Source organism: Paraferrimonas sp. SM1919 (assembly GCF_010993985.1).
Classification (GTDB): Bacteria; Pseudomonadota; Gammaproteobacteria; order Enterobacterales; family Shewanellaceae; genus SM1919.
The window spans coordinates 17203-39725 of record NZ_WINH01000006.1 but is presented as its reverse complement, the minus strand read 5'-3'; the positions used below and the strand labels follow the sequence as shown (position 1 = coordinate 39725).

The following is a 22523-nucleotide window of genomic DNA, read 5'->3' as shown; positions in this document are numbered from 1 at the left end:
TTGCCCTTAATGTGTTAGGAATGGTATATGTCTTCCCCTTCGAATGATCGTCGAATTGGTTTTATTGGTTTAGGTGTTATGGGTGGTAGCCTATCGCTAAATTTGGCAGATAATGGCTATCAAGTTTATGCATTTGACCTAGATTCAAAAAAGACTGAACACTTGATCAATCAAGATGCACTTGAACGTGGTGATAAGCCTCAACGTATATTTCCATGTACTGACTTCAAAGAGCTTCTCGAGCAATTACCTCAGCCACGAACAATTATTTTATCAATTCCAGCGGGCGCACCCGTCGATGCGGTTTGTGAGCAATTAATGGCTGCAGGTTTGAATCGTCAAGATATTGTGGTTGATACCGGTAATAGCCTCTGGACTGATACTAAAGAGCGTGAAGATAGATACAAAGAAAAGTTCAATTTCTTTTCAACGGCCGTATCTGGCGGAGAAGTTGGTGCCCGTTTTGGACCTTCTTTAATGCCATCGGGTCCAAAAGAAGCTTGGCATCAATTAGAGCCAATCTTCCATGCCATTGCAGCCAAAGTAGATCCAAAAACGGGTAAACCAATTGAGCGATTTGAACCTGGAAACCCTGTCAAGGAAGGCGAGGCTTGTGCCACTTATATTGGTGATGGCGGTGCGGGCCACTATGTGAAAATGGTACACAATGGTATTGAATATGCGGATATGCAGCTGATTTGTGAAGCCTACCATTTAATGCGTAGCGCTTTGGATATGACCCCAGCACAAATTGCCGACGTATTCCGACTGTGGGATCAAGGTCCATTAAACAGCTACCTAATTGGTATCAGTGCGGAAGTGCTGGATCAAGTTGAACCTGAAAACAATCAACCGTTAGTCGACATTATTGTCGATAAGGCTGGCCAAAAAGGCACAGGCTTATGGACAGCGGTAAGTTCACTGCAGGTGGGGGCTCCGGCGCCATCGATTGCGGCAGCGGTATTTGCCCGTGGCCTTTCAAGCTTGAAAGACGAGCGTATTGAGGCATCTAAAGTATTACAAGGCCCTGCCAATAAGGTAGAGCTAGAACAAATTGAGTTTATTGGGCAATTGGAGCAAGCTTTATACAGCGCTAAAGTGTGTGCCTATGCTCAAGGTTTCCACTTGATGGACATGGCAGCAAAAGAAAATGGTTGGAACTTAGATTTTGCTGAGATTGCTAAAATATGGCGTGCTGGCTGTATTATTCGTGCCGGTTTCTTACAATCAATTACTGAAGCGTATCAAGAAAATCCAGATTTGAAAAATCTTCTGGTTGCCCCTTATTTTGCAGAGCAAGTTAATCGTTTCCAAAACTCATGGCGTCAAATTGTTGCCAAGGGTGCCCTTGTTGGGATCCCATGCGGTGCCATTAGTTCAGCATTGAGTTACTATGATTCATACCGTCTAGAAGTTTTGCCTGCTAATTTATTACAAGGACAGCGCGACTTCTTTGGTGCCCACACTTTCGAACGTACCGATGTTGTAGGGAATGACAAGTACCATGTACTTTGGAGTGGTGATCGCTCTATTGTCAAAATTTAAAAATTTGTCATAGCAAGGTATTAAATGAGGCCAAGTATAGTGAATATACTTGGCTTTTTTTGTATCTGAGTTTGTTTCATATTTTAACTAATCTGTGGGTTAGATTTATCAATAGTCTTTACCCATGTTAGCTTAAGTTTATTAAAAAAATGAAAACAGGATGTTTTTAAAGATGTTACATAAACTAACGACAGCAATTTTAATAACTTCAGCTTTGGGTTTAAGTGGGTGTGCAGCCGACGACGCGCAACAAACAGAATCAGTAAAATATGCAATAGCAGAAAGGGGCCCTTTCTCTAGTGCGCTCGATCAGGTTGAAATAGCTAAAGTCATGCAAGCCAATGCTGATTGGATGCTAGCTAACAACAAAAACTACTTCATTGGCAAAACCGATGATGATATTAAGTTTGATTATGATCCAAAGGGTTGGATTAAAGCTGCCATGTATGTGGGTATGATGCACTGGGTAAAAATGCAAGAAAACCCTACTGAGTCGAAATACTATGCTTTCATGAAAGAAATTGGCAAAGGCAATCAGTGGGATATTGCTCACCGTCCAAAGCATGCTGATGATCAAGCCGTATCTCAATCATACATGGATTTATACACCCTAGAAGGTGGTGAGGATAAGCTCGCAACCGTACGCGCTAAGTTTGACAAGATTATTGTCGAAAACCCAGATAACCCATTAACTTTCCCCCAATGGGATTGGATGACTGACCTTGGTTATGGTTGTGCTGATCGTTGGTGTTGGGCTGATGCAATCTACATGGCACCACCAGCATGGTTACAACTGGCACAAGTAACCGGTGACAACAAATACCTAGACTATGGTATGAAAGAATTCTGGGCAACTACCGACTTCCTATGGAATGAAGAAGATAGCCTATACTTCCGTGATTCACGTTATTTTGAAATGAAAGAACCCAATGGGGAAGGCGTTTATTGGTCACGGGGTAACGGCTGGGTATTTGCGGGTATCGCTCGTATGCTGCAATTTTTGCCGGAAGATCATAAAACGCGTCCATACCTAATCGACATTTTCCAAAAAATGGCTAAGCGTCTTGCGGGCATTCAACGTAAAGACGGTTTCTGGCCTTCAAGCTTGTTAGACCCTGCCAAGTTTACTAATCCGGAAACTTCAGGTACGGCATTTTTTGTCTATGGTATGGCGTGGGGGGTAAATAATGGCCTGCTTGAATTGCCGCAATATCAAGATAACATTAGTCGTGGTTGGGATGCTTTAGTTGGTTCTATTCATAGTGATGGGATGATTGGTTATGTGCAAGAAGTTGGTAAAGATCCGCAGGGTACCAACTTTAATTCTACTGAGCTATTTGCTGTTGGTGGCTTTTTGCAAGCAGGTGCAGAAATGCACAAGCTAGCGGGTAAATTATAGCAATGTATTTACCTTAGGGGGCGTCACTTGGTGACGGTGGGAGCACTTCGTTTCAGGGCGCCTTCGGCTTCGATAAGCTAGAAAACAGACGACGGATTACCGAATAGTGAAAATCGGTAATCCGTAATTTATGGCAATAACTCACTTATTGTGATTTGACATTCCACAGCACATCAACGCCGTTACCCATAACGGTAGTTGGCATTTGGCCGTTCCACTTCATGGCCTTTTCATATTCGACTAAGGTTGAAGAGCGAGCGATTGCTCTGGCTTTTACTGTCATTGCGATAGCTTCCGCGTTACCTTTTAGTTCGATAGCCGCTGCTTCTGCCTCGGCTTCGGTTTTAATCTTGTAGGCAATACCGTCCGCTTGGGCTTTTTGAGCGTCACGTTGTGCTTGGGCGGTGTTTACAAGCTGCTGGGCCTGTAAACGTTGTTGCTCTAGCTTATGGTTTTCCGCATCCGCCAAGTTTTTAGCCGTTTGCTTGGCCTCAATCGATTGAAGGTATTTGACTGGCAGTACAATATTTTCAATTTGCAACGAGTCAATGCTTACTGGGAAGTCGGCCATTTCTTCTAGTAGCATTGATTCAATATCATTAATGGCACGACTACGATTAACCACCAAATGCTCGGTGGTGTATTTAGCCATGGCATCTTTAGAGGCGCTGCGCAAACGAGGGTTAATAATGCGATCTTCAAATTGGGCTAAACCACCGTAAGCTTTAAATAAATCTAACGCCTGAGCTTTATTGACCGTCCAGTTTAAGGAAACCTCTACGGTTAATGGCATCTGCTCTTTAGAGGCGGCAGGCAATTTTTCTAGAGTTTTGCGAGTACGGACTTCAATTTCTTCTACTTGATGTACAAATGGAATTTTGAAATGCAGGCCAGGGTTAACCTGTTCTTTTGCTTCACCAAAGGTTTTAACCACACCAATGTGGCCTTCTTCAATGGTATAAAAGGTAGAACTAACCAGCACGAGAGCGACAACCCCGGCAATGACTTTAATCGCCATTTTGGAGGTATTTGTGGCGTTTTGGTTGGCTTCTTTGATCCTTTCCTTGCTGCTTTTAGTTAATAAGTCACTCATAGTTAACCCCTTAATAGTTCCGTTATTTAACAAGTAGTTAGCTGTAGTTTAACACTGTTTGGTTAGGTTTTATACTATTTCCATAGCTTTTTAAAGCCTTCTAATTCAGCCAGTAACAAGGTCAATTGTGCATCTAAAGATGGGCTGATGGCTAAGGATTGAATTTCTTTATCTAAACTTAAATGCATGCCACTATGGTGCTTAGGATTGGGGAGCGCTTCTTTATCTTGAGCCTTATCGTTTAGCCATAACATCGCTTGTTCAATTTGATTGATTAATTGTTTTTGCGATGCGCTTAGGGGGTCATTATTTCTAAATTTTTCTAAGCCTGTAAGCAGTCTCAAAATTGCAGCGCTTCGCCTAGCGCAGATGAGCATTCCTTCAGAACGCTTAACCGAACGTTTAGGTTCGTTTAAGTAACTTTGCCAGCTATTGAACAATTCATTATCAGCGAGTACCGCCTGATAAAGGCTTTCTGATATTTGCTCCGGGGTTAGCGCATCATTTTGCAGGGCTTGTAAATAACTGAGGTATTTTGCTGTTGCTTGTTTGAAGAGCTGATTAAATTGGTCTTTTTGCCAGTTCGGGCTAATCAATAATACCGTCAGCGCTGGTAAAGCCACCCCTAGCAAAGTGTTCTCAAGTCTGGGTAATAATAACGGATTATTTTCTCCCATAATGGAGAAGGCGCAAAAAACTAATAAAGTAATAAAGAAAACCGAGATTGCATATTGGCGGCTGGCATAACGAAAGAAACCATATGCACCAATAATATAACAGCCGATTAATATATTTTGTTGAACGTTAAAATGAGATAGTAACCCGAAGGCCGCTAGGCCTAATAAGGTACCAACTAATCGGTCGATCAATCGACGCCAAGTCATAGAAACATTCGGTTTTAATACGAATAAACTCGTCATCATTGCCCATACCCCATATTCTATCGTTAATGCCTGAGTCATAATAAAACCCACAGCAATACAAATGCTGGCGCGTAGAGCATGCCTAAAATGGGATGATTTTAATGCCCCTTTACTCATTAATGAGTTACGCCATAATTGCTTCTGTTGCGCTTCTAAGGGGTTTTGTTTAAAACTGGTAGCAGGCATGGGACTTTCTATAGTCTTTAATTTTTTGAACATTGCCCTTAATGTTTTTAGGTAAGCGATTACTTGCTGGCCCTCTTGCTGGTAGCGGTTAGGCAATTGCTCAATTTTGATTTTATTGAAGTCAATCTCCCTTAAACCTAAGGCGCTATCTGGGCGTAAATCGATGGATGCTTCGATAGCATTACTGAACTTATGACTAATTAGGTTTACTTCTAATAACCAGTTGTGACAATCCACACGAATGCCATTACTGAGCATCAAATTAAGCAACCTTGACTGTCTGGTAAGGTGTTCGGCAATTTTTAGTCTTTGCAACATTAAAGAGTGACGCTGATTCGCATCACCAGAGCGTAGTTGCTCTTCTAATCTTGCTCTAAGGGTGCGAATGCGGCTAATGAGCCTGTTACGTTCACTCGCTGTTTCGATAAATTGCTCTCTTTCATTAATTTTATAGCTCACAAGAGCTTGCGAGTGAGTACGCACTTTATCGGCTAATTCACTGTAGAGTTCGGCTAATAAATCCCTTTCAGATTGATTGGGTAATATGGCACTGGCAATCGTATGACAAATACCAAAACTTAACCAGCCGAGTAATAGATAGGCAGTGATAGCATAATTTTCCCCTAAGCTATATTCCATTAATAAGGTATAGATACCAATGGTAACACTGGCGAAACCGATGGCCCCCATTCGAGGCCCAAGTTGAGCCAAATAAAGCAGGAGAAAACTCACAATAGGGAAAGAGAATCCTAATAACCAAATGTTGTTAGAGCTATAAATTACCCAAACACTGGTAGCACAAAAAAGTAACAAGGATATTAGCCAGTCATTAATACGATGGCGGTTGATCGTCGCCGAGTCGCTAAACCAACTGCTGATCACCCCTAGGGCGACGCCCACACCTATGTGTGCCTGTTCGATATAGAAAAAGGGCAGCGAGCCTACTAAAAAAGCTAGGCTAGTGACGATAGAACGTTGATCTAAGTATTGGCGTAACACGTTAGTTTTCTTGATATTTATTGATTAGATAAATTGTATCAGGGTTTGCTGCAGCTAAGGTATAAAAATACCTTTTTGTTAGTTTAGGAATATTATCTTTTGATAACCCAATTATGAAACCATTGCGGTAAATACAGCGGTAATCTCTTCAGCTAGTGGTGAGTTATCTCCATTGTATGTACCAGGGTCTGTTGACCTTTCGTGTTTACTTTATGTGCGAATTAATGGGCAAGATAGCAAGGCACTCGAATTGAAGCATAGTTATTCTATGTAAAATAAGAGTAACGCAGGTAGGTTGCCCTTTAAACGCATCCACGGACAGCATTTGTTAGCCATTTCTACTGCGTTGGCGCTCATTGGTGTGGAACAACCACACGTCACTCGCGCCGCCTTCTTCTTTTAAAATAGAGAGTAAAGGCTAACAAACTGCTGCAGAAACAAACAGCAAAGGTCAACAGACCCTAATGGATTGGATATGAAAATAACAAAAACCTTATCGGCTGTGTTAACACTAGCAGCACTGAACGCTTGTAGTCAGCCAGAGCAGCAGAGTACTCAACAACAAACCAAGCCCAATGTCATTATTATTATGACTGATGATCAAGGGTACGGTGATGTGGGTAGCTATGGTGCCCAAGGCTACAGCACCCCAAACCTAGACCAAATGGCCGCTGAAGGGCTTAGATTTACCGATTATTACGCGGCGCAGGCGGTGTGTACCTCTTCCCGTGCAGGCTTATTGACCGGTTCTTATCCAAACCGTATCGGCGTGCATGGTGCGTTTTTCCCTGGGGATGGGCAGGGCTTACACCATGATGAGGTGACCATAGCGGAAATGCTTAAAGAGCAAGGTTATGCGACAGCGACTTATGGTAAATGGCATTTGGGGGATGATGAGCTATTTATGCCCCATAACCACGGCTTTGATGACTTCTTTGGTATCCCTTATTCCAATGATATGTGGCCGCTGCACCCAGAGCAGGGCACTAAGTTTGATTTTCCACCATTACCACTGATTGATAACGGCAAGGTCATTGAGCATTTAACTGACCAAAGTAATTTAACTAAACAACTGACCGAGCGCAGTGTTCAGTTTATTAACGACAATAAAGATAAGCCGTTCTTTATTTATCTCGCACACCCACAGCCCCATGTGCCTTTGTATGTGTCTGATGACTTTAAAGGCAAGTCAGAATTGGGTCTTTATGGCGATGTGATCATGGAGCTAGATTGGTCAGTGGGTGAGATTTTAAAGTCTCTAAAAACCAATGGTATTGATGATAATACATTGGTTATTTTTACCTCTGACAATGGTCCATGGCTCAATTACGGTAGTCATGCAGGCTCTTCAGGCCCACTTCGTGAAGGTAAATCAACGGCACTAGAAGGTGGCCAGCGTGAACCTTTCATTGCCCGTTTCCCTGGTAAATTTGCAGAGGGTAAAGATATCAGCACGCCAATAATGGCTATCGATTTATTACCGACGATTGCCCATATAACAGGTGCAAACTTACCGATGCGTAAAATTGATGGCGTGAATGCCTGGCCAATTTTTACGGGTGAAACCACAAAGCCTGTGCAAGAAGCCTATTTCTTTTACTACAAGGTAAACGAGTTGCACGGTGTGCGTTGGGGCGATTGGAAAATGTATTTCCCCCACAGTTATTACTCGCTCAATGGTAAGCCAACCAATACCGATGGAACCCCAGTCAAATACGACTATAACGAGTTTACCAAGATTGAACTTTATAACCTAAGGGGAGACATCGGTGAAACTACCGATGTTGCAGCTAAACACCCACAGGTGGTGGCGAAAATAAAGCAACTGGCTGAGAAGATGCGTGCTGAGCTAGGGGATTCTTTGCAAGGAAAAGCCAAAGGTGCTGGCACTCGTGAACTTGGTCGAGTACCTGGAACCAACTCAGGACCGCAAGAATAACTTGGTAAACATACTCGCATAGAGCGTCAGTTGCTCATACAACTGGCGCTTTTTTATGGCTTATTTTACTTTGAAAATGCCAACAATCACTGCGAGCACTCCGCCACCCATACCTGCCCAAGCTTCTAATGGGGTATCCCCTTTAAATGCTCGAGTGAGCTGTGAACTGGCTGAATCATAAATGTCATAACCCCAAATGGCGGCCAGTGTGCCTGCGATAATGAGAATGATGCCTAAAAGCTTGTTCATGATATTTTCTTCCTTGTCTATATAACTTTATTGTTAAAGCGGCTAAAAAAATACCGCCATTAAGGCGGTATTTCAATTCAATAATTAGCATGATTACTTATTCGCAATCTTAGCCAGTACTTTATCAGCCGCAGCTAAGGTGGCTTCAATGTCCGCCTCAGAATGGGCTGCACTTAGGAAGCTAGCCTCATAAGCACTTGGTGCTAGGTAAATGCCTTCTTCTAGCATACCGTGGTAGAACTGCTTGAAGGTGTCCATGCAACACTTAGTCACTTGGTCAAAGCGAGTGACTTTTTCTTCATTGGTGAAGAAGAAGCCAAACATAGCACCAACATAGTTAATGGTCATAGGCACGCCGTGCTTGTCAGCAGCGGCTTTAAAGCCTTTGGCTACGCGCTCGGTTTTGTCCGTTAGGCTTTCGTATAAGCCTTCTTCGGTCAGTAGGTTTAGCTGTGCCAGACCTGCTGCCATGGCAATTGGGTTACCAGATAGGGTACCACCTTGGTAAACGCCGCCTAGTGGCGCAATATGTGCCATTACGTCTTTACGACCGCCAAACGCACCCACTGGCATACCGCCACCAATTACTTTACCTAGGGTTACTAGGTCTGGTTTGACGCCGTAGTGACCGTGAGCACCAGTCAGTGATACACGGAAACCTGTCATTACTTCATCAATGATCAGTAGCGCACCGTGGTCATCACAGATTTGACGAAGACCTTCTAAGAAGCCTTCAACAGGTGGGATACAGTTCATGTTGCCCGCCACTGGCTCTAGAATGATACAAGCAATATCATCGCCCACTTCATCAAAGAAAGCTTTTACAGAGTCTAGGTCGTTGTAGGTTGCCGTTAGAGTGTGCTTAGCAAAGTCTGCTGGTACACCAGGAGAGCTTGGCTGGCCAATGGTTAGTGCGCCAGAACCGGCTTTAACCAATAGGCAGTCGGCATGGCCATGGTAACAACCTTCAAACTTAAGAATTTTGTCACGACCAGTAAAGCCACGGGCAAGGCGGATGGCGCTCATGGTGGCTTCGGTACCCGAGTTCACCATGCGCACTTGATCAATCGCAGGGATCATCTCGCATACTTTATTGGCCATTTCAATTTCGGCTTTGGTTGGGGTACCAAAAGACAGACCATTTTGCGCAGCATCGACAACGGCTTGGCGCACCGCTGGGTGGTTGTGGCCTAAAATCATTGGGCCCCAAGAACCGACGTAGTCAATGTATTTATTATCGTCGGCATCCCACATGTAAGCGCCATCGGCTTTTTCAATAAAACGTGGGGTACCACCAACACCATTAAAGGCACGAACTGGAGAGTTAACGCCACCTGGTATGGTTTGTTGGGCTTGTTCAAATAGCTGCTGTGAATTAGACATGTTAGTCCTTACCTTATTCTTATGCTTTATTAGTGTGCCAGTTTACCGGGCACTCATATTGGCTCATTTGCTTTTCTACGCCTAGGGTCATGGCAAAAAGGGCCATACGCACTAATACGCCATTATCGGCTTGACGGAATACCGCTAATGATGGGTGTTCGTTTAAGTCGTTATCAAGCTCATTAGCCTGTGGGCGTGAGTCCCTTGGCAGTGGATGCATGATAACGGCTTTTTGTTGGCAATGATTAGTGAAAATTTGCTTGTTAATACGGAACTGCCCACGATACTGATCGGCTTCTTCTTGAGAAGCAAATCGTTCTTCTTGAATACGAGTGACATAAACGATGTCAGCATCGTTTAAGCCATCCACCAGTGATTCGGTTTGAGTCACTTTGTGTCCAGCATTATCCAATTCAGCAATAATGTAATCTGGCATGGCTAGCTCTTTAGGCGAGATCATGGTCACTTCAATGTTTTGGTAACGACATAGCAGCTTTGACAGTGAGTGCACGGTACGACCATGTTTCAAATCACCGACCATAGCGATCTTCATACCATCGATTTGGCGAGCATTATTCGCTAGCTCTTTTTCAATGGTGAATAAATCAAGTAGCGCTTGGGTTGGATGCTCGTTAGCACCATCCCCACCGTTAATTACTGGCACCGATGAACCCGTGGCAAATTCTGCCACCGACCCCGAATCGGGATGACGCATTGCCACTACGTCAGAGTAACTGGCAAACATACGGGCGGTGTCGAATAACGATTCACCCTTAGCGAGTGATGACGTCGCCATACCGACGGTTTCGCGTACGCTACCGCCGAGTAAGTTAAAAGCGGTACCAAAACTCACTCGGGTGCGGGTACTGGCCTCAAAAAATAGGTTAGCTAAAATTGCACCTTCAAGAACCTTAGTACGCTTTTGGCGCTTGGCATAGGGTTCCATTTGTTTGGCAACATGGAAGATTTCTTTAAGGGTATCTAAATCAAGTTGATTAACAGAAAGTACGTGGGAGCCTTTAAGTGAGGTCATCAGCCTTTATCCTAATATTATTTGCGTTTCATTGCAGGATTTACCCTGCATGGCTGAGGGCAAATTTTAGCAAAGTCCCAGTTAAAAAGCATTATTAGTGTTATACCCATTTGCCGTTATCTTCGGTAACAGTTATAGCTGTGGTTTGCGGATGATCTCTTGTATTTGGTCTTTATAGATAATACCTACTGGGCCTTGCTTATCTTCAATCAAGACTGCCCATTTATTGTTCTTATGGGTAGCCTTATAAACTTTATCTAAGGTCGAGTTAATATTAAGTCGTGGAATGGATTGACTCTCGCCTTGTTGATTTATTAACAGGAAATTATCTTCATCTTTAATTAGGCGGTAACATTGCTGTTGTTCTGTAAGGTCAGCGTCTATTGTAGGCATGGTGTTCATAATGGCCATCGCTGCTTGTTTTTGCAGTTCTTTTTCTGTGGGGCTTTGGCGATAACTTAATCCCCAAATGTCTAGCTGCGTATACATAATAGAGCGAGCTTTAAGAACCTGATATGACAATAAGAATCCTGGAATAATCACAAAGAGTGCGGGGCTTATGATTTCTTCATGACCAGTTAATTCAACTAAGGCCGCTAGCGCTGCTAAAGGAGCGCTCAAACCAATAGCCATCATTGCCGCCATGCCAATTAAGGCATACATAACGATGTAAGGTTCAATGGGGGAGAACTGATGGACAGTCCAAGCAAAAATGCCTCCAACTAAAGCTCCAATACCATATAGCGGTCCAATCAATCCGCCCGGGATCCCGAGACCGATGGCGGCAATTGTCGCAATTATTTTGGCCGCACATACCATGATAGCAAACCAGATAATGGTGTTGGCTTGAGTAATATATTCGAGTAGATTTTCTCCAGTACCCAGTGCCTGTGGAGCAATAATGCCAATTACTGCAGTAACCAGCGCTGCGCTAGCTAGGCGTCTAGCTAGTGATATTTGTAAGCTTTTTTTCGTTAACCAAAGCAATGAGTGATTGAAACTAGCACCAACAACACCTAGCACTAAACCAAAAATTATTAGCAGCGGATATTGTTCTATAGGAATGACTTGATAGCTAAAATCAGTAAACGCATTGCTGTCACCGAATACCATTGAATTGGCTAAAGTGCCACACATCGCCGCAATCACAATAGGGAACACGTAATGCAGCCGATATTCTCGGGTAATGACTTCTATCACAAAGATAATTGCCGCCAGTGGAGTATTAAAAATGGCACTAATTCCCGCAGCAGCACCACTGGCGGCAACGATTCTGATTGCGTTATGAGGCAGATTTAATGGCCAAGTAACTGCGCTGGCGGTTGCCGCACCTAGGTGGATAGCAGGGCCCTCGCGGCCTACAGAGAAGCCACAAAGCAAAGCGATGAAAGCGTGGTAAAATTGAGCAGGTGCACTGAGCTTAGGAAAAATACCATTGTGATGCTTAATACGATGAATGACATAGGCAATACCTAACCGGCGATATCTAAGGGGACTGAACTTCATCAACAAAAAAATTAAAGTTGCGCCTAAAATAGGGAGCAAGACTCGCCATTGAGTGTCGATAGAGGTAAACTCATCTGAGTTGGTGAGAAGTAGTTCCTGACTCTGATCAACGAGGACTTTAAAAGTAATAATTACTCCGCTAGCGACAATTCCACATATTAGTGCTAAAAAGCACATTTGAATGGAAACGTTATTATTAGCCATTATTTTCTGGAGTTTTTTCACTAATTGGAACACCTTTTTTGATGCATAATATGGACTTTTTACAATGCAACGTTATATCAGAAACTTTACTCGCTGGCGCAAAGGCCTAAACCCAAGCTTATCTAAGCAATTTTTTATTTTAACTTTTATGTTTGTTTCAGGCTATGGCATTAATTTCATGCAGGTCAATAGCCTAAGTCAAAAAGTCACTAGCTTGAACAGTGAATTAGATAAACAAACTAATCTAGCAGTGAATAACGCTAATGCCTTGGTTGCTGCTAATTTAAACGTAGAAGTAGAAAAGCAAACGGTCAAAGTATTAGAAAAAGAGCTAGCAAATGCACGGGCAACCCAGCAGCAGCAACAGCAGAACTTAAGCTTTTACAAATCTGTTATGGCTCCGGAAGGTGCCGCCGATGGGGTTTATATCGAATCTGCTGAATTAACCCAGGGCTCATTAGAAAATCGTTATTTACTTTCCTTTGCTTTAGCGCAACTCAAAAAACGTAAATCGGTAGTTAAGGGGGTTATTTCTGGGGCGATCAGTGGCACTTTAGATGGTAAGCCAAAGAAGCTGGATTTAATCAAGCATTTGAATCAAGATTTCAATAGCAGTTTTGGTTTTAAATACTTTCAGCTCGTAGAAGGCTTGATCACCCTTCCAAAAGGGTTCAAGCCAGAAAGATTGTCTATCAAAATTAGAGTGCCTGCAACCCGATGGTCTAAAGCACAGCAAGCAGAGTCAGAGTTTAATTTTACTGATATCTACGTTAGCCAGTAGTAGTGTGCGCTAAATACTTGACCTAAATAGTCGGGTAAAGGATAATTCGCATATTAATGAGAGTGAGTAAGATTATGAGCGAACAAGACACACAAGAATTTCCATTAAACATGAGCGAAGTGGCTGCCACTAAGATTCGCACCTTGCTTGAAGAGGAAGGTAATGATGAACTAAAGCTGCGAGTTTATGTAACGGGTGGTGGTTGTTCAGGATTTTCTTACGGTTTTACCTTCGATGAAAAAGTTAATGATGGCGACATGGTGCTAAATAAAGACGGTGTCGCTATGGTGGTTGATCCTATGTCGCTAGGTTACCTAGTGGGCGGTACGGTTGATTATACCTCTGGACTAGAAGGCTCGCGTTTCTTTATTGATAATCCTAACGCGACTAGCACCTGTGGGTGTGGTGCATCATTTTCAGTATAGAGCTTCGCTCTATGAAAAGGGTTAACAGCTAAGCTGTTAACCCTTTTTTGTGCCAGTCATTAATTCACTGCACTGCTACGCCTGCATCATAATTTCTGCGTTCGCTGCGCCACTTAACCCTAGTCATTTAGGCAAGCTAAACTCCCAGGGCTTAAGGGGGTTATTAAATACTTCCCTGTATTTAACCCTTCGGGCTAGCTAAAGCTATTCAAAAGTGTTCCTGAAACTTTTGTGCTGCCTTGAACTTATTTCGCAGAGCTTGCAGGTAAGCATATTTAAGTTTTCTTTAATGTAGAGAAAGATCTGGTTTTAATTCACTAAAATTATTTATTCTTTCGACCATTCGACCATTCGACCATTCGACCATTCGACCATTCGACCATTCGACCATTCGACCTTTCGCCTTTCTACGCCCTTTAGTGGTAAATTGTATACATTGTGCTTTTTTGTGACATAGATCCTGTTACACTCAGCAGATTATAAAATCACTCGACCTATAAGAGGTGAAATATGTCATCGGGAGATGCACAAAATGACTTAAGGGAAGTCAAACAGCTGGGGATGTGGGCAGCCATTGGCAGCCTAAGTTATGTATTCTGGCTAGTCGGTGGTATGGAGCTTATTGAGCGCCTGGCCTACTACGGCGTGAAAAGCTCAGCAGTATTGTACGCCAGTGCGCCGCAATCCGAGGGTGGTCTAGGTATTACCATGACCGACTACGGTATTATTCTGTCGGTATGGGCGTTACTGCAAACCTTCATCCCACTGTTCACCGGAGGTATTTCCGATAGAGTGGGTTACAAAGAAACCATCTTTGCTTCTACTCTCATCAAGATTGTCGGTTATTTGCTGATGGCTTGGTTCCCAAGTTTTTGGGGCTTCCTGTGGGGCGCGGTTTTCCTAGCGGCCGGTACCGGTATATTCAAGCCGGGTATTCAAGGCACCTTGGTACTGTCAACCAATCGTAATAATACTTCTATGGCGTGGGGTATTTTCTACCAAGTCGTCAACATTGGTGGCTTTTTAGGTCCGCTGTTAGCGGTGCACATGCGCCAGCTATCTTGGGATAACGTGTTTTACGCTTGTGCCGCCATTATCGCCCTAAACCTAGTGCTGATATTTGCCTATAAAGAGCCGGGCATTGAAGAGCGTTTAGCTCGTAAAGCTAAAGTAAAATCGGGTGAAATTAACCAAGAACCTCTATGGAAATCAGCCCTGACTGAACTAAGAAAACCCATTATTTTAGGTTATACCTTTGTGTTTGCGGGGTTCTGGTTCTTATACAATGCGCTGTTTGATGTACTGCCATTACACATTAAAGAGTGGGTCGATACGACAGTGATTGTGACCAGCTTATTTGGCGCTGAAGGCACTCAAAATGGTTTCTTCCAGTTCTGGCTAGGGCTTGATAACTCAGGCACCAAAGTCATGCCAGAGGGCATGCTAAACCTGAATGCGGGCATGATTATGGTTGGCTGTTTCTTGGTGGCAGCGATGACCGCTAAAATGCGGATTATGCAAGCCATGCTGATTGGCTGTGTGCTATCTATTGCTGCCATTTTTATGATTGGGAGCTTTACCTATGCTTGGACTATTGTGATTGCCATAGCCTTGTTTTCATTCGGTGAAATGATGCTAAGCCCGAAAAAGAACGAGTTTATGGGTAACATTGCCCCTAAAGATAAAAAAGCCATGTACTTAGGTTTTGTTATGCTACCACAGGGCATTGGTTGGGGCTTAGAAGGTTACTGGGGCCCGCGGCTATATGACATTTATGCTTCGAAGGAAAACTTTGCCCGTAAAATGTTAGAAGAGTTAGGTATGGCGGCTGAAAAAGTGGCGGCGATTCCTTACGGTGAAGGCTTTAAGTCTTTGGTTGCCTTTACAGGCCGACCTGAGCTGGAGCTAACCCAGGAGCTTTATGCTAAACATAATATTGGTGATGCTTGGTATATTATTGCACTGATTGGGATGATTTCAGCGGTAAGCATTTTCTTCTACGGCCGCTTTATTTACCGTATTGCAACGGCATCAGAAAAGCAGCATCAGTAATCATTTTCACTTAGCAAAAGGGGCTCCATTGGGAGCCCCTTTGATTACTTGTCTTGTTTCACACGACCGAACAGCTTAGGTCTTTCAACAAGAGCGTACAATGCAATGCCAACAGCAAAAGCATAAATGATTGATTTAGGATCAGGTAGAGCAAGAGTAACGGCAACGATACCTGCAACGCCGCGCTCATTAGGGTTAGTGAGCTTTTCCATGCCGACCATAATGCAGATATAGCCGGTTAGAATTAAAGTTAGGGACAGAGCGATAGGCAATACCGGCTTAAAGAATGTCACTAAAGGTAAAATAAATAAGGCCACTAGCGCACTGAACCAAAAAGCACCACCACCAGAGTAGACCGATTCCATCGCTTTTTTGCCCATATTGTAACGCTCAATTACGGTAGCATGAGCAGCTGTCCAAAGGGGACCAGCTAGACCAGGCCAAGGAGCAAAGAAAGCATGTATGCCATTTCTAATGGCTGTGACTAAATGAACACGGCTAATGTTGTTTTCAATATGTTCATCACCACGAACTTCACTAGCACGCTCAATCAAGCTGTTGCCAACAATAATATCACCAAAGGCAATGACATAAGCGATGATTGCCGTTGGGATCGCCAGCAAGAATACTTCCCATCCAGGGAACCCAACACTAAAGGTTAGGTATTGGAACATAAGCCCAAAATCTGGCTGGGTAATACCCCATTGCACTTCTGGTAAAGGATATTCACCGACAGCCCAGCCTACTATCATAGCAATCATCATACCGGTAACTAAACCAAATTTGGCTACTTGTTTCGCAAACCAGTTGTTCGGCAAGATAGATTTAAATGATAGTGAAAATAATACATAGGCTGAAATGACAGCGCCAATGATTAATGAATATGGCGTGGCATCCACTCTTCCGCCCACTTTAAATTCACCCATTAGCGCAGCAATACCCGCACCAATAATAATTCCAGACTTTAATGAGTTAGGAAAAATCTCGACCAGTTTAGCGCCCCAGCCTGTTGCCCCAAGGATTAAAAAGATGATGGCCACTTCTAATTGCAGGGCAAATAGGGCTTGAATCGCTTCTGGTCCAGGTTCAAAACCTTTTAAAAATAACAGTACAATTGGAATTGCTGGAGTAATCCAACCAGGCACCAAAGGGACGCCTAGTAACACTGGTAATACATATAAAATCCCTGCGACAAAAGTAAAAGCGAGTGCCGCTTCGTAAGGCATACCCAAGAACTTTTCTAATAAGGGGATCATCGCTAGACCAACAACAAACATGATCAAACCTTGGATCATGTCGGCGTTTTCCCAGCGGTAATGAATAAAAGGTAATCGGACCTTGAAAGGGCCGAATGGCCAGTAAGGTTGTTCCTTACCGTGCTCGCGGTGGTACATTTGCATAGCTTATCTTCCTTATTATTATACAAATATGATTGCACCAATTCGGTACAATCACACCTAAGCTACTGCACTGATAAAAATATTGCTAGTCCGATGAGTACGTGTTTTATATGAGGAAAAAAATAATAAGTCCCAAGCGACAGTCATTATGTGCATGCTTTGTGTTCAGTAATAGACTTTTGGGTGTCACAGAGATATGTTAAATATTAGTTATGGGCTTATTGGTTAGAAGCAACAGGAAAAATGTCATGGAAATATTGGCGTTAGTTTTTAATTTGTGTGGAGGCGTTATTAGCCTTGTGTTTGTTGTCAGTACCATGCAGTTTTTGATGGGTAAACCAACATGGCTAGAAAGCTATTTTAGCAAATGGTTTAAGTAATAATGGATTGATTTTAAAGGGTAATCCTTATTTAAAGAAGATAAGGGATGCCTTTTACGTTTAAAAACGCAGCATGGATATTTTTGCAGCCGTTTGCCTAGGCTAGGTTGTGCAGGTTTTTTCATTGGTGACGTGCTAGGGAGATGGGCCACCTCTGGCGTCCGTGTTATTCAGGCCAATGCTTGCTAGTTATTATTGGGCACCTGTCTGCTGATAAGCGGGCAAGTAAAAAGTTTTACTTTGGGACCTAAAACATAAAAATAGGGACGATAACGATGAGAAAAAATGAAGCTACAGCCATAGGCGGTTTGGCGGTAATGACCGTGGTGGTGATTATACTTATTTTGCTTTCCCTATGGGCGTGGCCCAAATACAAGGTCTATAAACTTGAACTCGATGGCATTGCCGCTTTAAAGGAGGCGGAATGGAGTAAGCAGATTGTAATCGAAGAGGCGAAAGCGAAAGAGCAAGCAGCATTAATGCAAGCGAAAGCTAAGGTGACCTTAGCTGAAGCCGAAGGCCAAGCAATGATTGTAAGAGCGAAAGCTGAGGGGCTGGCTGATATTGAAAGGGCGAAAGCCGCAGCTCAAGCAAATTTGATTATTGGTGAGTCTCTTAAAAATAATGAAGCTTATTTAAGGTATGTTTGGATCAAAGGTTTACAAGACGGTAATGGTGAGCGGATTTATATTCCAACCGAAGCGGGCATGCCAATTCTTGAAGCAGGTAAAGCTAAACATTAATAAACGCCCGCATTTTTGCGGGCGGTTAAGTCTTAAATTAACTATGGGGGGTAAAACTTCCAAGTACTGCCGGTCTTGAAGCGCCGGTTACTTGGACAACATTACCGGGTTGTCTTTCTATATGGCATTTAGCAAACCATGCAAAGGCCATCGCTTCCATCCATTGTGGGTCTACGCCAAGAGCACTTGAACTTTGTACCTTGTAATCGGGTAAGTCCTTAGCAATCGCATCAATTAGCACTGGATTAAGTGCGCCGCCACCACATACATAGAGATTACCCTTTGGGCTAAGCCAGCTAATGGCATCGCTAATGGTATCAGCGGTAAGTTGACATAAGGTCGCTTGAATATTTTCAGGTGGTTCATTAGCAAAGTGTTCTAAGTGTTGCTCCAGCCAGGCAAGGTTAAACAATTCACGACCGGTGCTCTTGGGGTAAGGCATAGCAAAATAAGGATGCTGTTTTAATTTATCCAGTAGAGCTGGTAATACTTTACCTCGAGCAGCTAGCGCCCCATTTTCATCATAGGGTTTTTTCAAGGTACGGCGACACCAAGCATCCATTAAGGCATTGCCTGGGCCAGTATCGAAACCAATAATTTGATCTTTGGTTAAATAGCTAATGTTGGCGATACCACCAATATTCAATATGACATTAACGTCATCTTCGCACTTTGGTGAGGTAAGAATATGATGAAAAGCGGGCACTAATGGTGCCCCCTGACCACCTAGGGCAATATCTTTGGAGCGAAAATCATGTACCACATCGATACCAGTATTGACAGCAATGGTGTTTGGATCACCAATTTGTATGCTAAACCCTTGTTTTCCTTCTGGGAAGTGGCGAACTGTTTGGCCGTGGCTGCCAATGGCGGTAATGCTGTTAGCAGCAATCCCTAGCTCAGCTAGCAGAGTATTCGTGGCCTCTGCGAATAGTTGACCCACCGCGCGATCCATTCTACCAAGTTGGTTGATGCTATCAAAACTTGGGTCTGCTAATTGATGCAGATGAGATAACAAAGGTTCAGTTATTGGGTGGCTGTGGCAGCCAATAAGCTTTGGTATGTCATTATCAAACTCAACCAAAGCAACATCGACACCGTCCATTGATGTTCCCGACATTAATCCAATAAAACGAGGCTTCATGTAATCCCTTCTTATTTGTGTTCTTTTAGAACGTTTTCTTCGTATTTATCTGAGCCATCAACTCATTTGCAATGGTAGTAAAGTTTGCTTTTTCTGAAGCATTAATAGGCTTTGGTTTCGGCATTTTTACTGTTCTTGGGTTGCGGTGGACGCCATTAACAATAAACTCATAGTGTAGGTGAGCGCCAGTGACGCGTCCAGTTCGACCGACAGTGCCAATGATGTCGCCTTGTTTTACACTTTTACCTTTACGCACTTTACGTTTATTGAGATGGAGATACTTAGTAATATAATTATTTGGATGTTTAATAAAAATATAATTGCCATTGTATTTAGAGTAACCTGCCTGGGTCACTCTGCCAGCGCCGGCAGCATATACCGGGGTACCAATAGGAGCGGCATAATCGACACCATTATGAGCGCGAACTCTACCAGTAACAGGATGTAAGCGGCGAGGATTAAAATTAGAGCTTACACGAGTAAAGTCTACCGGGGCTCTTAAGAAGGCTTTTCGCATGGATCGCCCTTCTTTGTTATAGTATTCGCCATCTTTATAATGAATAGCAGTAAAGGTCTCGTCTTGGTTAATAAATTCGGCCGCTAGAATATTGCCATTTTCCAGATACTCACCTTCTACATATTTTTGTTCAAACAATACAAAGAACTTATCCCCTGAACGAATATCTAACGCAAAATCGATATCCCAGCCAAAAATCCCTGCTAATTTCATGATTTGATTTGGACTTAAGCCCGCATCGGTAGCTGCATTCCAAAAATTAGATGAAATGCTTGCTTGGGCAAACTTGCGTCTGATTTCAATCTCTTTGGTGGTGGTCCACTCGCTCAGTTTACTGTTTTTAAAGCCAACGTGCAGACTGTTAATTTTGTCATATTGGTAGGTCAAAGAGTGAAATTGACTTTTATCGTCAAGGGTGATTTCAATGGTTTGACCTGGAAGAATTTTGGTCAGTTTTTTGCCCGCTTGTGTGAGACGGCTGACGCGATATAAGTCTTGAGGTGTTAAGCCTGCGCGGTCAAATAAGCGTGCTAAGGAGTCGCCTTCCTCCACACGGTAATTGTTGGATTTAAACTGAGGGGATTGCTGTTGTTGTTCTAGAGGATCAGTTTGGCTATGATCTTGCGGAATGACAAGTTGATGGCGTTCCCCAAGCTTTAGTTGCTCAACTAAGTTCTGAGTTGCACGGCGGTCTTGGTATGCCGTTTGTAACATAGCCAAAACAGCAAAAATGATCACCAGAATAGAAACTTTATGCTTAGCTGGCAGTAATGAGAAAAAGGTGACGAACTTGCGCATTATTTAAAATTTAAATCACTCTACAAATAAAAACTGTGGTAGTTTACACTCTTTCAATTAGGCTGGCTAACAAGTAACATAGCCGTTTTTGAAAAATTTCATTTTTTGTGACTCATCTAAAGGTGTCTGGAGCACTCAATATAATGTCTGATATACAAGCTATTTACGCAGAAATTGCCCGTGGAACAGAGGAAATTCTTGTAGAACAAGAGCTTAAGGATAAACTGAAAGAAGGTCGTCCATTACGTATTAAACTGGGCGCCGATCCTACTGCTCCTGACATTCATTTGGGTCACACAGTAATTTTAAATAAATTACGTCAATTTCAGCAACTGGGCCATGAAGTGATTTTTCTCATTGGTGATTTTACCGCCATGGTAGGTGACCCAACGGGTAAAAATGCTACCCGTCCACCGCTGACTCGTGAAGATGTTCTTGCCAATGCTGAAACCTACAAAGAGCAGGTTTTTAAAATTTTAGATCCTGCCAAAACACGAATCGAATTTAACTCAAGTTGGTTAGATGAGCTTGGCGCGACGGGCTTGATTAAGCTTGCGGCACAACAAACTGTTGCTCGCATGCTAGAACGTGATGATTTTAAAAAGCGTTTCGCTGGTAATACGCCAATTGCCATTCATGAGTTTTTATACCCGCTGTTGCAGGGGTATGACTCCGTTGCCCTTGAGTCTGATGTAGAGCTAGGTGGCACGGATCAGAAGTTTAACCTGCTAATGGGCCGTGAGCTGCAAAAAGGTGCAGGTCAAAAGCCACAGTCAGTACTGATGATGCCATTACTCGTTGGTTTAGACGGCGTTAAGAAAATGTCTAAATCACAAAACAACTACATCGGTGTCAGTGAATCCCCAGATAGCATGTTCGGTAAGTTGATGAGTATTTCAGATGACCTTATGTGGAGCTACTACGAGCTGCTGTCTTTCCGCCCGCTAGAAGAAATTGCAGGTCTTAAAGAGCAAGTGGCGAATGGTGAAAACCCACGTAACATCAAAGTTGCACTAGCTAAAGAAATTATTGCTCGCTTCCATGACGATGCCGCCGCAGCACAAGCCGAAGCCAACTTTGTGGCTCGTTTTGCTAAAAACCAGGTACCTGATGAAATGCCAGAGTTCACCTTTGACGCTGGGGAAGGCTTAGGAATAGCCAATATCTTAAAGGATGCCGATATGGTTAAATCTACCTCAGAAGGTATGCGTATGATCAAACAGGGTGCTGTTAAGATTGATGGCGAGAAAGTCGAAGATACTAAATTAACATTATCAGCTTGCGAACAACCACTGGTGATTCAAGTGGGTAAGCGTAAGTTTGCTCGTATTACCCTAGCGTAACTGTATTTAAATAAAAAGGCGCACCCTTTAATCAAGGTGGCGCCTTTTTTGTATCTAAGGGCTTAATTCAAAATTGTGTAACCACGATTGCGTAAACAATTTTTAACGACTTTATCTTTTTCTCGCTCTGCTTTTACTGCGCCTCGAGTGCCACCGCTGACCGCACCAACGCCAGCCCCTCGAACAGCACCTCTTTCACCACCAACAATCGCCCCTATAAGTGCGCCTACAACGGCTCCAGAAGCAGCATCACTGGCCGCATCTGCGCTAGTGTCTATCTGTTCAGTATAGGATTTACATTCAGCTAAATCTTGCTGATAGCTCTCCATGTTCTTGCCTTTAGTATCGACAATATAGCGTTCACGAGCGCAACCAGTAATGGTGCTTAATAGTGTTAAAATTAATAATAACTTCATAGCTTTACCCCCTTTGGTAACTTTAGATTAAAAGCGGAGGATATGCCTATTATTTGAAAAAGGAT

General features: G+C 43.1%; 18 protein-coding genes. 8 read left to right on the top strand and 10 right to left on the bottom strand.

Annotation, left to right across the window (positions count from 1 at the left end):
- The first annotated feature begins 27 nt into the window (after positions 1–27).
- Positions 28–1545, top strand: a complete 1518-nt coding sequence (gene gndA, locus GFB48_RS05005) for an NADP-dependent phosphogluconate dehydrogenase (RefSeq protein WP_163932039.1) — start codon at positions 28–30, stop codon at positions 1543–1545.
- A 172-nt stretch (positions 1546–1717) separates the two neighbouring features.
- On the top strand, positions 1718–2944 hold the full coding sequence (locus tag GFB48_RS05000; RefSeq protein ID WP_163932036.1) for a glycoside hydrolase family 105 protein: 1227 nt from the start codon (positions 1718–1720) through the stop codon (positions 2942–2944).
- Positions 2945–3089: 145 nt separating this feature from the next.
- Here the strand turns inward: GFB48_RS05000 and GFB48_RS04995 are convergent, their stop codons facing one another.
- Together GFB48_RS04995 and GFB48_RS04990 are read right to left on the bottom strand one after the other, a co-directional pair.
- A complete protein-coding gene (locus GFB48_RS04995) occupies positions 3090–4037 on the bottom strand; it encodes a prohibitin family protein (RefSeq protein WP_163932034.1) in 948 nt (315 codons plus the stop codon).
- 74 nt (positions 4038–4111) lie between these two features.
- Positions 4112–6145: an FUSC family membrane protein gene (locus tag GFB48_RS04990; RefSeq protein WP_163932032.1), complete on the bottom strand. Its 2034-nt coding sequence runs from the start codon at positions 6143–6145 to the stop codon at positions 4112–4114.
- 475 nt (positions 6146–6620) lie between these two features.
- Here GFB48_RS04990 and GFB48_RS04985 point away from each other — a divergent pair, with 475 nt between their 5' ends.
- Entirely contained in the window at positions 6621–8084 is a 1464-nt protein-coding gene (locus tag GFB48_RS04985; RefSeq protein WP_163932030.1) for a sulfatase, read from the top strand.
- Positions 8085–8144: 60 nt separating this feature from the next.
- Here the strand turns inward: GFB48_RS04985 and GFB48_RS04980 are convergent, their stop codons facing one another.
- The 4 genes from GFB48_RS04980 to GFB48_RS04965 form a co-directional block, all read right to left on the bottom strand.
- On the bottom strand, positions 8145–8336 hold the full coding sequence (locus GFB48_RS04980) for a DUF3185 family protein (protein WP_163932385.1): 192 nt from the start codon (positions 8334–8336) through the stop codon (positions 8145–8147).
- A gap of 90 nt (positions 8337–8426) precedes the next feature.
- Positions 8427–9716: a glutamate-1-semialdehyde 2,1-aminomutase gene (gene hemL, locus GFB48_RS04975; protein ID WP_163932028.1), complete on the bottom strand. Its 1290-nt coding sequence runs from the start codon at positions 9714–9716 to the stop codon at positions 8427–8429.
- Positions 9717–9735: 19 nt separating this feature from the next.
- Positions 9736–10749, bottom strand: a complete 1014-nt coding sequence (locus tag GFB48_RS04970; RefSeq protein WP_163932026.1) for an aspartate carbamoyltransferase — start codon at positions 10747–10749, stop codon at positions 9736–9738.
- A 132-nt stretch (positions 10750–10881) separates the two neighbouring features.
- Positions 10882–12480, bottom strand: coding sequence for a chloride channel protein (locus GFB48_RS04965; protein WP_163932024.1), 1599 nt, complete (start codon positions 12478–12480; stop codon positions 10882–10884).
- Positions 12481–12523: 43 nt separating this feature from the next.
- On the opposite strand from GFB48_RS04965, the gene GFB48_RS04960 reads away from it, so the two are divergent.
- From GFB48_RS04960 to GFB48_RS04950, 3 genes are all read left to right on the top strand, one after another.
- Positions 12524–13240, top strand: a complete 717-nt coding sequence (locus GFB48_RS04960; protein ID WP_163932022.1) for a DUF6776 family protein — start codon at positions 12524–12526, stop codon at positions 13238–13240.
- 74 nt (positions 13241–13314) lie between these two features.
- On the top strand, positions 13315–13665 hold the full coding sequence (gene erpA, locus GFB48_RS04955) for an iron-sulfur cluster insertion protein ErpA (RefSeq protein WP_163932019.1): 351 nt from the start codon (positions 13315–13317) through the stop codon (positions 13663–13665).
- Positions 13666–14175: 510 nt separating this feature from the next.
- Positions 14176–15717, top strand: a complete 1542-nt coding sequence (locus GFB48_RS04950) for an MFS transporter (RefSeq protein ID WP_163932016.1) — start codon at positions 14176–14178, stop codon at positions 15715–15717.
- A gap of 44 nt (positions 15718–15761) precedes the next feature.
- Here GFB48_RS04950 and GFB48_RS04945 read toward each other — a convergent pair whose 3' ends face one another.
- Positions 15762–17117 (bottom strand): solute carrier family 23 protein, encoded by a 1356-nt coding sequence (locus GFB48_RS04945; RefSeq protein ID WP_163932013.1) that lies wholly within the window; start codon positions 17115–17117, stop codon positions 15762–15764.
- A 655-nt stretch (positions 17118–17772) separates the two neighbouring features.
- Between GFB48_RS04945 and GFB48_RS04940 the strand changes: the two genes are divergently transcribed.
- On the top strand, positions 17773–18240 hold the full coding sequence (locus tag GFB48_RS04940; protein ID WP_163932010.1) for a hypothetical protein: 468 nt from the start codon (positions 17773–17775) through the stop codon (positions 18238–18240).
- Positions 18241–18277: 37 nt separating this feature from the next.
- On the opposite strand, the gene GFB48_RS04935 is transcribed toward GFB48_RS04940, so the two are convergent.
- Complete coding sequence (locus GFB48_RS04935) at positions 18278–19384, bottom strand: anhydro-N-acetylmuramic acid kinase (RefSeq protein WP_163932008.1); 1107 nt, start codon at positions 19382–19384, stop codon at positions 18278–18280.
- A 25-nt stretch (positions 19385–19409) separates the two neighbouring features.
- Positions 19410–20699 (bottom strand): peptidoglycan DD-metalloendopeptidase family protein, encoded by a 1290-nt coding sequence (locus GFB48_RS04930; RefSeq protein WP_163932005.1) that lies wholly within the window; start codon positions 20697–20699, stop codon positions 19410–19412.
- Positions 20700–20842: 143 nt separating this feature from the next.
- Here GFB48_RS04930 and tyrS point away from each other — a divergent pair, with 143 nt between their 5' ends.
- Entirely contained in the window at positions 20843–22042 is a 1200-nt protein-coding gene (gene tyrS / locus GFB48_RS04925) for a tyrosine--tRNA ligase (RefSeq protein ID WP_163932002.1), read from the top strand.
- Positions 22043–22104: 62 nt separating this feature from the next.
- Here tyrS and GFB48_RS04920 read toward each other — a convergent pair whose 3' ends face one another.
- Complete coding sequence (locus GFB48_RS04920) at positions 22105–22458, bottom strand: glycine zipper domain-containing protein (RefSeq protein ID WP_163931999.1); 354 nt, start codon at positions 22456–22458, stop codon at positions 22105–22107.
- Positions 22459–22523: the final 65 nt, after the last annotated feature.

What these genes read in the sequence shown, in the direction of transcription:
- gndA (WP_163932039.1), top strand. Translation starts at nt 28, where the DNA reads ATGTCTTCCCCTTCGAATGATCGTCGAATTGGTTTTATTGGTTTAGGT.
- GFB48_RS05000 (WP_163932036.1), top strand. Translation starts at nt 1,718, where the DNA reads ATGTTACATAAACTAACGACAGCAATTTTAATAACTTCAGCTTTGGGT.
- GFB48_RS04995 (WP_163932034.1), bottom strand. Translation starts at nt 4,037, where the DNA reads ATGAGTGACTTATTAACTAAAAGCAGCAAGGAAAGGATCAAAGAAGCC.
- GFB48_RS04985 (WP_163932030.1), top strand. Translation starts at nt 6,621, where the DNA reads ATGAAAATAACAAAAACCTTATCGGCTGTGTTAACACTAGCAGCACTG.
- hemL (WP_163932028.1), bottom strand. Translation starts at nt 9,716, where the DNA reads ATGTCTAATTCACAGCAGCTATTTGAACAAGCCCAACAAACCATACCA.
- GFB48_RS04970 (WP_163932026.1), bottom strand. Translation starts at nt 10,749, where the DNA reads ATGACCTCACTTAAAGGCTCCCACGTACTTTCTGTTAATCAACTTGAT.
- GFB48_RS04960 (WP_163932022.1), top strand. Translation starts at nt 12,524, where the DNA reads ATGCAACGTTATATCAGAAACTTTACTCGCTGGCGCAAAGGCCTAAAC.
- erpA (WP_163932019.1), top strand. Translation starts at nt 13,315, where the DNA reads ATGAGCGAACAAGACACACAAGAATTTCCATTAAACATGAGCGAAGTG.
- GFB48_RS04950 (WP_163932016.1), top strand. Translation starts at nt 14,176, where the DNA reads ATGTCATCGGGAGATGCACAAAATGACTTAAGGGAAGTCAAACAGCTG.
- GFB48_RS04945 (WP_163932013.1), bottom strand. Translation starts at nt 17,117, where the DNA reads ATGCAAATGTACCACCGCGAGCACGGTAAGGAACAACCTTACTGGCCA.
- GFB48_RS04940 (WP_163932010.1), top strand. Translation starts at nt 17,773, where the DNA reads ATGAGAAAAAATGAAGCTACAGCCATAGGCGGTTTGGCGGTAATGACC.
- GFB48_RS04935 (WP_163932008.1), bottom strand. Translation starts at nt 19,384, where the DNA reads ATGAAGCCTCGTTTTATTGGATTAATGTCGGGAACATCAATGGACGGT.
- GFB48_RS04930 (WP_163932005.1), bottom strand. Translation starts at nt 20,699, where the DNA reads ATGCGCAAGTTCGTCACCTTTTTCTCATTACTGCCAGCTAAGCATAAA.
- tyrS (WP_163932002.1), top strand. Translation starts at nt 20,843, where the DNA reads ATGTCTGATATACAAGCTATTTACGCAGAAATTGCCCGTGGAACAGAG.
- GFB48_RS04920 (WP_163931999.1), bottom strand. Translation starts at nt 22,458, where the DNA reads ATGAAGTTATTATTAATTTTAACACTATTAAGCACCATTACTGGTTGC.